Annotated in this window: 8 protein-coding genes; all 8 read right to left on the bottom strand. The window is 70.7% G+C overall.

The genetic code is table 11. The features are described 5' to 3' along the window. Window positions 1–17: 17 nt before the first annotated feature. Window positions 18–1,142: a hypothetical protein gene (locus tag J421_RS08705; RefSeq protein ID WP_025410790.1), complete on the bottom strand. Its 1,125-nt coding sequence runs from the start codon at window positions 1,140–1,142 to the stop codon at window positions 18–20. Continuing rightward, the gene (locus J421_RS08700; protein ID WP_148306223.1) at window positions 1,139–1,618 is read right to left on the bottom strand and encodes a hypothetical protein; all 480 of its coding nucleotides are present in this window, start codon (window positions 1,616–1,618) and stop codon (window positions 1,139–1,141) included. The genes J421_RS08705 and J421_RS08700 overlap by 4 nt, the downstream gene beginning before the upstream one ends. A 114-nt stretch (window positions 1,619–1,732) precedes the next feature. Next, entirely contained in the window at window positions 1,733–2,599 is an 867-nt protein-coding gene (locus J421_RS08695; protein WP_025410788.1) for a DUF4397 domain-containing protein, read from the bottom strand. Between the two features lie 39 nt (window positions 2,600–2,638). Beyond that, window positions 2,639–3,112 carry a hypothetical protein gene (locus J421_RS08690; RefSeq protein ID WP_025410787.1) on the bottom strand — a complete coding sequence of 158 codons (474 nt, stop codon included), beginning with the start codon at window positions 3,110–3,112 and terminating at the stop codon, window positions 2,639–2,641. 3 nt (window positions 3,113–3,115) lie between these two features. Beyond that, window positions 3,116–4,777: a RagB/SusD family nutrient uptake outer membrane protein gene (locus J421_RS08685; protein WP_025410786.1), complete on the bottom strand. Its 1,662-nt coding sequence runs from the start codon at window positions 4,775–4,777 to the stop codon at window positions 3,116–3,118. 13 nt (window positions 4,778–4,790) lie between these two features. Beyond that, entirely contained in the window at window positions 4,791–8,207 is a 3,417-nt protein-coding gene (locus J421_RS08680) for a SusC/RagA family TonB-linked outer membrane protein (RefSeq protein WP_104022418.1), read from the bottom strand. Between the two features lie 611 nt (window positions 8,208–8,818). Continuing rightward, entirely contained in the window at window positions 8,819–10,816 is a 1,998-nt protein-coding gene (locus J421_RS08675; RefSeq protein WP_025410784.1) for an acyltransferase family protein, read from the bottom strand. Between the two features lie 59 nt (window positions 10,817–10,875). Beyond that, window positions 10,876–11,451, bottom strand: a complete 576-nt coding sequence (locus J421_RS08670; RefSeq protein WP_025410783.1) for a hypothetical protein — start codon at window positions 11,449–11,451, stop codon at window positions 10,876–10,878.

Raw genomic sequence — 11,451 nt, 5'->3', positions numbered from 1 at the left:
GAGGGAGAGAGGGTCCGTCAGTGGCGCGCCGAAGCGCGTCGGGAACGTGCGGTCGCCTGCCCGAGCGACGGGGCCGTCGCCACGGGCCTCGGCGCCGGCGCGGTCGGTGAGGGCGCCGGCATGTGCGCGAACAGATCCCTGCGCACCTCGGGGTTGCCGATCTTCCAGATCACCCCGTCGGTGAAGTAGTGGTGGATGTTGATGAACATGAGGATGAGGATCGGCGCCACGCGTCCCGGCTGCTCGCCGAACATGTTGCCCACGATCCCCATCGCCTGTCCCGGCACCACCCGCGCGATGAGCAGGCTCACCGCGAGCAGCCCCACGCCGTACGCCGCCATGTGCGTCGCGAACCGCCCCACCGATCGGGCCGTCGACGCGGTGGTGCGGTTCATCTCCACGCGGATCGGGAACGCGAGGTACTGCAGCGCGTGCGCGATCTGGATCCAGAAGATCGCCTTCGGGTCGCGCGCCATCACCGCGTACCACACGAAGATCGCGAGCCACGCCACGAGCGCGCGCGCCGGCGGCAGCTTGCCCGTGCGCCGCCGCATCTGCCACAGCCCCACCGCGCCTAACGCGAAGGCGACCAGCGTGCCGGCGCTCACCAAGAGGTACGCGGGCCGCAGCCGCGACGGGTCGCGCAGCTGCGTGTACAGGAACCACGTGAGGTGCCACGCCAGCAGGATGCGGAGGCTCGTGCGCACCAGTCGACGCTCGCGCTCCTCGAAGCGCAGGCCGCCGAGGTACGCGTACGACGCCATCATCCCCCACACCTGCCCCGTGTAGTGCCACGCCAGATACGCGCTCGCCGCGGCGACGTAGACGACGACGAGCGCGTTCGTGTATTGCGCGGACCACACGGCCACCGCCGCGTACGCGAGCAGGATGGCCGGCATGTAGATCGACGCCCAGCGGTGCTTCAGGATCATCTCGCGGCTGCGGTAGACGATCCGGTACGAGGCCATGAAGTGCGGCATGTTGATGAGCGCCCCGAGCCATGCCTGCGCTCCGGCGCCGATCAGCACGAGGTCCGTGCGGCCGCTGAGCAGCAGCGGCACGAACACGATCAGCGACAACCCTCCCACGAACAGGAAGTCGACGACGGGCGAGAGGATCGCGGCGGATCGCGACGTGGTCACGGCTGCGGTGTATCGGGGTGCGACGTGTCGTGCGACGTATCGGCGGGAAGGGCCTTCGTGACCTTCGGCGCCTTGTAGAGCTTCACCACCACCGCGCCGCCGGCGCCGATGTTCCCGAACTCGGTGCCCGCGCGCGACGGCTCCATGTACCGTACCTCGTCCACCGTCGACGCGATGACGGAGCGCAGCGTCTCGAGGTCGCCCATCGGCTTGCCGTCGAGCACCACGAGCGTCGGCGGCTGCGTCGAGTTGCCGAGCGTGCGGATCCCCGTCGGCCGCTCGAGGAAGCGCGGACGCAGGCTGCGCAGCGCGTTGAACAGATCGTCGTCGCGCTGCGCCGATTCCATGATCTCGTCGCGCGTCACGAGGTCGCGCTGCGGCTTCCGCTTCTTCTCCTGCGCCGCTGAGGACCGCGGCGTCATGGCGAGACAGAGGCCGATCACCGCGAGCGCGAGGAGGCCGTGTCGAGCTCTCATCGTCGAACCCTCGGGCTGTGGTCGCACTGTGGACGAAGGCACGCGAGGGCCCGCCGGAACGCATCCCGATCGGGCCCTCGCACGACGGTACCGCTTCGCGTCACGCGCTCCGCGTCAGCACAGCGCGCAGGTGCGCGGCGGCCGGCGGTCCCACGTGAACGAGATGGCCGGGGTGCTGAACTGCGCCGCCTTGCTCCCCGCCACCGACCGCGGCCAGATGATCGCCGAGACGGCCGACCCGGGGATCGTCGTGCCCGGGATCGCCTCGAGATCCACCGTGCCCGCGGCGCCGAGCAGCGCCGACGCCTCGGCGAACAGCGTCGAGCCGCCGCCCGCGGGCTGCACGTTGAACCGGATCGTGCCCGGCGCCGAGGTCACGTAGTTCGACATGCCGAGCGCGGGCACGCTCGTCCACGTCGCCGCCGCCGGCAGCGTGCCGGTCGACAGGTACTCGCGCACGTCGACCGGCGTTCCGGTCGTGTTGATGACGCGCAGCGCGACGTTGCTCGCCGGATCCGCCGGCGCGTCCTCGACGAAGGTGAAGCGCATCGCCGGCGACTGACCCGAGCGCGCGTTCCCCCAGAGGATGGCGGTGTAGCGCTTCCCGGCCTCGATCGTGATGGTCGTGTCCTTCAGCACCGTCTGCGCGACCGCCTGCAGCGTGTCGCTGAGGAAGATGCGCAGGTGCCGCTGGCCGGCCTGCGTGTTCTTGTACTCGATGAGCGTCGAGCCGGGGATCCCGTTCGTGGTGACGATGTTGTTCCGGAACGGGATCTTGAAGTGCGAGCTGTTCTCGACGAGGTCGACGAAGCGGAAGTCGAGGCCGGCCGACCCGCCGGTGTCGGGGACGGCGTTGATGAACCGGACGCCGGCCGTCGGCGGCGTCGTGGTCTCCACGACCTCGTCGGGCTTGCACGCGCTCAGCGCGCTCAGCGCGCCCGCGGCAAGGCAGAGCGTCGAGAGGTGGATGATGCGTCGCATGTGATGTCTCGAGAGGAAGGCTGATGCGGGAGCGGCGAGCTAGGGCCGTCGGCCGCGGTAGGTGGTGCCGCTGGTGTCAGGAGGCGTGTGACCCTCGTCCGGGTCACCGCCGGGGTTGACGGAGCGTGTGACGATGTACGCGAGCGCGCCGACGCCGAGAGCGGCCGCCGCGACCGTGCGCCCCTTCGCGAGGCGGCGCTGGTACACGGTGCCGACGTAGCCGGGCTTGAGCCGCACGCTCTCCCCCGACCACGTCTGCGTGTTGCCGGAGATGTACGTCACCCCCGTCACGCCGACGACGAACTCGTCGCCCTCCCGGCGGAGCAGTCGCCCCTCGATGCGCGCGATGGATGGACCCATCGACCCGCCGAGGGCGACCCGCCCCGCGTCCGTCACGTCGAACGCCATTCGCGTCCCTTCGACCGGCGCCGTTCCCGTCACCGGCTGCAGCGCGTAGCAGCCGGTGACGAGGAGCGCGCCGGCGAGTCCGGCGAGCTGCCGAGTGATGCGCACGCGTTACCAGCCGTACGTACCCTTCGCCGCGGACCCCGGGAGCGAACCGCCGCCCTTGCTGTAGATCGCCTTGCCGCGCACCTGGAGATCCTGATAGGGCACCGCCCAGTCCACCGGCGTCCCCGCCGGCAGGTCGCCCCATCCGCGCGAGTCGAGGAACCACGCGCCGATGTGCGTGAATGCGGTCTCCATGCGCTTCTCCCACTTCATCGCCTCCAGCATGTTGCCGCAGGCGATCGTGGTGTAGTTCGGACCGACGGGCACCTTCGGCACGCAGTTGGCCCCGCCCGGCACCGCCGTCGTGTTGTCGAGCGCCGTCAGCGCGGGGAGACCGTTCTTCACGCGCGTCGCGTTGATGAGCGGTGCCGCCGCCGCGAAGTTCCCCTTCCGGATGTAGCCCTCGGCCGCGAGCAGATCCATCTCGGCCTTCACCATGAACGGCAGCTTGCCCGTGCGCGCCGTGCCGCCGTCGCCCTTCGTGCGCCACGAGATGAAGCGCACGTGGTCGTAGTTCGACTGCCCCCAGCTCAAGCCGCCCGAGGGGTCGCCGCCGTTAGGCCGGTTCACGAAGTAGCGCTTGCACACCTGCGACGCGCCCTGGCACGACGTGATCGCGAAGTCCGCCTGCTGCTCCGCACGCGTCGTGCCCTGCGGCCACCGCAGGTCGGGCGTCACCATGAAGAAGCCGGCCGGACGCTGATCGAGCGGCGTCGCGATCCACGTCGCGTACGAGCCCGACACGTCGCCCATGCCGATGATGAACGGCACCATCTGGTGCCACGTGCCGTACGCGTACGACTGGCTCAGCCACGTCTGGAACGGGCCGTTCGTCGCGTCGGTGATGTTGTCGTGGTCCGCCGTGATGCCGTTCGTCGCGTCGGCGATCACGTTGTCCCAGTTCACCGCCGCGCGCTCCGCCGGCGTGCGCGCGTTGCCAGCCGTGAAGCGCGCGCGATAGCTGCGGATCAGCCGCACGAACTCGGGCGCCGTGAACGTCGTCGTCGAGGGGATCCACGTCGCCGGCAGCGGGAAGCCGTTGCCGCCGGTGGCCTGCGCGCTCGCGAGATCGATCGCGTGCTGGAACGCCGCCTTCGCCGAGTCCATGACTTCGACGTACCCCATGAGCGGGCCCGGATCCGCGGGGCCCGTCTTCGCCCCGACGACGGCCGCCGAGTCGTAGAACAGCGCCGCGTACCCGAGCGAGAGGCCGCGCAGGAATTCCGCGAACGACTTCGCGCGGTTGTCCTGCGCCTGCGAGCCGAGCGTCGCGGTGTCGAGCGTCGCGAGGACGCTCGACGCCACGCGCGTCACCTCCTGCATGCGGTTGTACACCGCCTTCTGCTCGGCCTCGCACTGGTTGCCGATCGAGTTGTCGTTCGAGCCGCGCGGGATGGCCGCGCGCTGGTTCATGCAGTTGTTCGCGAGGCTCGAGTAGTTCTCGAGCGCCTGCACCTGCAGCATGCCCCAGATGTTCGTCGTCGTGCCGTACAACCCGCCGTGCCATCGCTTGTAGTACCCGCCGAGGAACGCCTCGAGGTCGGGCCCGTTGGCGAGCACGCGCGTCGTCTCCGGGTTGTTGGGGTTGACCACCTCGAGGTCGCACGCGACCACCGCCCCCAAGAACCCGGCGGCGAGCGCGCCGTACCGGATAAAGCTCCGCATCATGATCGGTCAGCTCCTAGAAGCGCGTCGAGACGGTGAACGTGAACGAGCGGAGCGTCGGGAAGTTGAACGCGTCGACCTGGTTGATCAGGCCCGAGCCCGATCCGTTCGTCCCGCTGCCACCGTTGTTGGCGGACGTCGCGCCGACCTCCGGGTCGAGCCCGGAGTAGCCGGTGAGCGTGAGCAGGTTTCGACCGATCACGCCGAACGTCCAGTCACCCACGCCGCGCACCTTGCCGAGGTGATACGTGAGGCTCACCTCGCGGAGCTTCGCGAACGACGCGTCCTCCACGTTGTAGTTGTTGGGCCCGAGCTGGTCGTAGAACCCGCCCGTGCCGGCGCCGTCGGTGTAGCCCGCGCGCCAGCTGTAGCCCACCGGCTTCGCCGTCTCGACCGTCTTGTTCGCCTGGTCGAACTCCGAGGAGCTGAGGTCGAGCAGCCCCCACGCCTCGCCCTGGTTGTTCACGTCGTGGCCGAACGTGCCGTCGACGAGACCATAGAGCGTGAGCCGCTTCCACTGCACCGTGTTCGAGAACTGGAGGCGGAAGTCCGGCAGCGCGTTGCCGATCACCTGGTTGATGCCGACGCCCTCGTTCGGCTCACCCTTCAGCGGGCGATCGACGATCGGGTGTCCGAAGTACAGCGGCCAGTTCCACGGCGACTGGTCCTTCGGCAGGTACGTCGACCACAGGTTCTTCGTGATGCCGTCGCGCCACGTGTTGCCCTGGCCGACCCACACGATGTAGCCCTGGTCGTTGCGCTGGAACGGCTTGCCGTCGCCGCACTGCCCCTGCACGGACTGCGGCAGGTCGCCGCACGTGCGATAGAACTTGCGCCCCCAGATGTTGCCGAGGCGGTTCTGCGGGAAGCCGTTGCTCTTGGCGCGGTTCGCCGTGACGTGGAACAGGCTCGCCGTGCCCTGCGACGTGCCGGCGTCCATCACGAAGTCGGGCACGAACAGCTCGGTGATGTACGTGCGCGTGCGATCCCACGAGCCGCGCATCGACCAGTTGAACTCCTTCTTCTGGATCACCGGGAGGTTCGCCACCAGCTCCCACGTGATGTTCTGCAGCGTGCCCGCGTTCTGCCACTGCGTCGCGAAGCCGAGCGCCGCGGGCGCGTTCACCGGCAGGATCTGGTTCTTCGTCGTGCCGCGCGCGTGCGTGAGCTCGAGGCCGACCTTGTGCAGCAGCGTGAAATCGAGACCGACCTCCGTCTCCGCCGTCACTTCGGGGCGGAGCTTCGAGTTGCCGGCCTGGCCGAGCGACGGGCCCGTCGCCGCGATGTTGTACGTCTCGTACTGCGCCGAGAAGCGCGGCGGCGTGCCGGCCGTGCCGTACGACGCGCGGACGCGGGCATCGTCGATGAGCCCGATGTGCCAGAACGGCTCCTTCGAGAACTGCCACACGCCGGAGATGCGGCCGTACGGCGCCCACCGGTTGCCCGAGCCGAACAGCGAGCTGCCGTCGTAGCGGAAGTAGCCGTCGACGGTGTAGCGGTCCTTGAAGTCGAGCGACGCGCCGGTCACCCAGCCGACGTTCTTCACCTGCTCGCGGCTGGAGTTGATGTCCTTGTTCGCCGTCGCGTTGTCCGCGCGGTAGATGCCGCTCACCACGAACTGCTCGGCCGAGAGGCCGTTAGTGCGCAGCAGGTAGTCGTCGAACAGGCCGCGGAACGTCAGCTTCCCGAACAGATCGCTCCGCAGCTGCTTGCGCAGCGTGGCGGTGAGCGAGCCGTTCATGGAGCGGTCGTAGCGGTTGTCGAAGCTCAGGTTACCGGCGTTGTTCGCCGCCGAGATGCTCGTCGTGCGATAGCCCTTGATGCGATACGCGCGCTGCACGCGCGAGCGGCTGTCGTACGCGTACGTGCCCTCGACGGTGACCCACTCCGCCGGCGTGTAGCGCGACGTGATGGAGCCGAGGTAGCGGTCGGACGTCTGGTCGGAGATGCGGTTCTCGGTGTCGTAGAGCACCGTCGCGCCGCCGTTCCCCGTCGGGCTGCGGAGGTTCGCGCCGCCCGAGCGCACGAGCAGGCGGCCGAGCGTGTCGCGCGCCTGCATGTCCGTGCCGATCGCGATGCCGCGCAGGATCTGCCCGAAGATCGAGCCGCCGTCGGCGCCGCCGTTCCGGTTGTCGGTCGCGCCGTTGTCGTACAGCGTGCTGACCGAGACGTTGAGGTCGGGGCGGATGTCGTAGTCGACGTTCACGCGCGCGCGGCGCTGCTGCGCCCCGTCGAGCCCGCGGATGGCGCCCTTCTCGTCCTGATACGAGCCGCTGACGTAGAAGCGGACCGCCCCGAGCGTCCCGGTCGCGTCCACCTGGTTCAGCGTGATCGGGTTGCGCTGCAGCGCCTGGGCGAGCGGGTTGAAGTAGCGGCCCGGCCAGATCTGCGACTGGAAGACGTTCGTCAGCTCGCCGCCGCCGACCGTGAGCGCGTTCCACTGGAGCGAGACCGGGGTCCGCGTGGTGTCCGCGTTCACGTTGTTGATGCGCATGATCTCCTTCATCCAGTCGACCGTGCGCGAGCAGGGCGCGACGTTCTGCGAGCCGGCGACGCAGAAGCGGGTGCCCGTCTCGTCGAGCTGGAGCTGGTGGTTCAGCGGCATCCCGTAGCTGATGCTGTTCAGGTCGCTGAAGCCGTACTCGCTCCGCACGCCGAACCGGATGCCCTGGCCGGCGCTCGAGCCGCGCTTCGTCGTGATCGTGATGACGCCGTTCGCCGCGCGCGTGCCGTACAGCGACGCGCCGGCGGCGCCCTTCACGACCTCGACCGACTCGATGTCGAGCCCGCCGAGCTCCGAGAGGCTGCCCACGTTCATGATCGCGCCGTCGACGATGATGAGCGGGCCGTTCGAGCGGCCGGTCGCGTTGATCGACGTCGGGCCGCGCAGCTGGATCTCGGGCTCGGTGCCCGGGCGGCCGCTGCCGGTGTTCGCGACGCGCAGGCCGGCCACCTTGCCGGCGAGCGCCTTCATCGGATCGAGCGCCGGGACCGGCAGGTCGGCCGCGGTGACGCGGCCGACCGAGAACGGCACTTTCGCGCGCTCCGTCCCCTCCGCCACGCCCGTCACGACGACCTCGGAGAGCCGGAGCACGTCGGTCTTCAGCTCGAAGTTCATCGTCTGCGTTCCGCTCCGCACCACGACGGGGCGACTCGTCGGTTGGAAGCCGACCGAGCGCACGCGGAGCTGGACCGTCTGCCCGTTCACGCGGGCACCGGGGATCTGGATGGTAAAGCCGCCTTGCGCGTTCGTGCCCACGGAGATGTTCAGCTCCGTGATGATCACGTTCGCGCCGGGCAACGGCACGCCGGCATCCGACGTGACGCGGCCGTTGATCGTGGCCGGCGCCTGCGCGGCTGCCCTTCCGGCCGAACCGAGCGCCACGAGCACGCCGGCCAACCAGAAGGTGGAGTGGGTACGGAGAAACCTCATGTCACTGCCCCTGGGGGTGAGGAGTTCACGGGCGACTGCGAGCCTTGCGACGGGACGGACCTGCAACCTTGTGAAACTTCGGGGTGTCCGAGGTGGTAGGAGGGGGAGAGAGGCTCGCCTCGAGCGCAGGCCGACTTCGGGGCGAAGGCACGTGGAAACGACGGCACGCGTCGGCGTTGTCCGGCCCTCGATATGGTCGAGGCAGCCTGGACAGTCCGGCGCCAATTGTACGCCTGGTACGACGTCTCGCAATGCGCGACCGCGCACGGCGGCTGCCGTACGCGAACGGTTTTCCGCGTCTAACTGCGCGCCGGCGCGCTGCTACGCGTCCCGAGCATCTGCTCGGCGCGGCGCGCTGCCGACGTGTACGTCGTGTCGTGGTAGGACCGGCGCTCGGGCCGGCTTCGGTGTGGGAGACCCGGATGAGCGGACGGGGGTCACAGTCCCGGTCCACATCCGGTGCGCCACGTTATCCGCGTGTACATCCCGTCGTCAACCGGCGCGCGTGTTGCGCTGATTGTGGCACAGCGATACGAATCGCCCCCGCGTCCTCACGGCTGGACACGGGGGCGACGCGTTTCGCGGCACGGTGTGCCGATGACCGGATGACCTCAGGGCAGGCGCGCGCCGAGCTCTCCGAGCGCCGCCGCCAGCCGCGCGCCGAACACCGGCGCCACCGACCGGCTGAAGCTCGCCGTCAGATGGTTGTCGTCGGTGAACACGATCGCGCCGTTCCGCACGACGCCGCAGCGCGGGGTCGCGCAGATCTGGTCGTTCATGTCCACGATCCGCACGCGGAGCCCGCGCGCCGCCGCCGTCTGCGCCGACGCCGCCACCTCGGACAGCGACGCGGCGCGATCGTACGTGCACTCCCCCGCGAACGGCAGGCTCGCCGCTCGCCGCGACAGACACGCCGGCACGTCGAACCAGGTGCGGGGCGTCCCTCGCACCACCGCGATCGGGATCCCCGCACCGGCCAGCCGCGTGTACGTGCGCCGCAGCCCCTGCTCCCACACGTCCGACGACACCTGCCACGGCGTGGGTCGCCCCTTCATCGGGACGTAATGGTCCCAGCTCGACAGCACCGCCGCGGTCGGCCGCATCGCGATGATGCGCTGGATGGTCGCCTCGCGGTGTCGCGCGCACGCCGACGAGCGCTTGGCGCGCGTGCCGCCCTGCTCCGGCATGTCCGCCACCGGGCACCCACCCATCACCATGAGCGCGATCCGCCACCCGCGCTCGCGCCCCACCCGGTCGAGCGCGCCGAGCCAGTGCTCGGCGTGCGAGTCGCCGAACAGCACCACCGTGGTCCGCGAGCTCGTGTCGCCGAACACGCACGGACCGACCGCCGCCCGGTCCGCGCTCGCCCAGCACTCGTGGCGCATGCGGTCGTCGCGCGCCGCCGCGAACGCCCGCTGATCCGGACGGCTCGCCTGGCGCTCGGCCACCCGGGTCGCGCCGTGCGCGACGAGCGCCGCGCCGACGCTCGCGGCGAGCGCGGCACCCGGCAGCCAGTGCGTGGGGATGCGCGCGAGCTGCCCGTCACGCGCCGACCGCTCGACGAACGTGTACGTCACCCACGCCAGCCCGAGCGCCGCCGCCGACCAGGCCAGCCGTCCGCCGACCCCGAGGTCGGGGTGCAACACCGCGCCGAGCCCGACGAGGGGCCAGTGCCAGAGGTACCAGGCGTACGAGAGCCGCCCGAGCCAGCGCAGCCCCCTCGCCCCGAGCGCGCGCGAGACGACGCTCTCCGGCGCGACGCGGCCGCCGAGCACGAGCGCCACCGCCCCGAGCGCCGGCAGCAGCGCCGCGGTGCCCGGATAGGGCGTGATGCGGTCGTACGTCGCCACCGCGACGCCGATCGCGACGAGACCCGCGACCTGCAGCACGGTGCCGAACGCGTGCGCGCCGGCCCGTCGGTCGATCGTGACCGCGAGCGCGCCGCCGAGCGCGAACTCCCACAGCCGCGTCGCCGTGCCGAAGAACGCCCACGGCTGCGCGGTGCGCGTGAGCCAGATGCAGCCGGCGAGCGACGCCACGCCGAGGACCGCGAAGCCGGCGAGCAGCCCCTTCGCCAGTCCGGCGTCGCGCTCGCCGCCGACCGCCGCGCGGCGCCGCTCGGCGAGCAGCGCCACCACGAGCACGAGCGGCGCCCACACGAGGTAGAACTGCTCCTCCACGCCCAGCGACCAGGTGTGGAGCAGCGGGTTCTCGCGCGAGCCGAAGTAGTCCACCGCGTTGCTCGCGAACGCGACGTTCCCCCACGACAGGGCGACCGCGCGAGCGCTCGACGCGATCTCGGCCCGGTCGATCGGCGCCCACAGCCACATCACCGCGGCGAGTGTGGCGAGCAGCACGAGGAACAGCGGCGGCAGCAGCCGCAGCGCGCGCCGGCCGTAGAATGCGGGAACGTCCACCGTGCCCTCGTTCGCGTACTCGCGGACGAGCAGCCCGGTGATGAAGAAGCCGGAGAGGACGAAGAAGACGTCCACCCCGACGAAGCCACCAGCGAGTCCCGCGACCTCGGCGTGGAACAACACGACGAGGAGGATCGCGAGCCCGCGGAGCCCTTCGAGGTCGGGACGGAAGTCGGCGCGGTCCTGAGGCATGGCGGTCCTACGCAGGCGGACCGCGCCGGGTTGCGACGACCTTCGCCGCCGCGCTCAGGTCAACGCGCGTCGAGCTCCGAGCCCGCGGCCGGCCGCTGCACCCCGCGCATGATCGACGACACGAGCTCCTCCCGCCCGGCGGCTTCGGCCGACCCGTCCTCGGCGAAGCCATAGGCGAGCGCGATGTCGCGCAGCCGCTCGGTGTCGAGCGCACCGAGCTCGCTGAGGAGCACGTCCCGTCCCTGCACGAACGTCGCGAACGGGTCGAGCACCGGCCGCGGACGCAGGCGCGCGGCCGCCGGCAGCGGCTCGGGGATCGCCGACGGGGCGGGCCCCTCGAAACGGGGGCGCACGGGGACCTCGCGCTCGACGCGCACCGAGCCGCCCAGGGCGCGCGACAGCGCGCCCTCCAGGAAGACCTGCGTCAGCCCCTGCGCCCAGTACATCAGGTGGTCACGGTTCGGCTGCACGGTCTCGCGGCCGGTGCGCAGCGCGTCGTCGCCGCCGTCCGCCGGCGCGAACTCGAGCCATCCCACCCAGACGTGACCGTCCTCCCGGCCGCAGGCGCTCGGCACGAAGCGCCGGCCGTCGGGGGCCGTGATCACGGTCTGGAACTGCACGAGCACCTCCGCCAT

Source organism: Gemmatirosa kalamazoonensis, assembly GCF_000522985.1.
Lineage (GTDB): Bacteria > Gemmatimonadota > Gemmatimonadetes > Gemmatimonadales > Gemmatimonadaceae > Gemmatirosa > Gemmatirosa kalamazoonensis.
Note: the sequence above shows the minus strand (reverse complement) of the source record. Positions and strands in the feature narration are given on the sequence as shown.

Coding starts and splice junctions, on each gene's coding strand:
- J421_RS08700 (WP_148306223.1), bottom strand. CDS start 1,618: ATGAGAGCTCGACACGGCCTCCTCGCGCTCGCGGTGATCGGCCTCTGT.
- J421_RS08695 (WP_025410788.1), bottom strand. CDS start 2,599: ATGCGACGCATCATCCACCTCTCGACGCTCTGCCTTGCCGCGGGCGCG.
- J421_RS08685 (WP_025410786.1), bottom strand. CDS start 4,777: ATGATGCGGAGCTTTATCCGGTACGGCGCGCTCGCCGCCGGGTTCTTG.
- J421_RS08680 (WP_104022418.1), bottom strand. CDS start 8,207: ATGAGGTTTCTCCGTACCCACTCCACCTTCTGGTTGGCCGGCGTGCTC.
- J421_RS08675 (WP_025410784.1), bottom strand. CDS start 10,816: ATGCCTCAGGACCGCGCCGACTTCCGTCCCGACCTCGAAGGGCTCCGC.
- J421_RS08670 (WP_025410783.1), bottom strand. CDS start 11,451: ATGGCGGAGGTGCTCGTGCAGTTCCAGACCGTGATCACGGCCCCCGAC.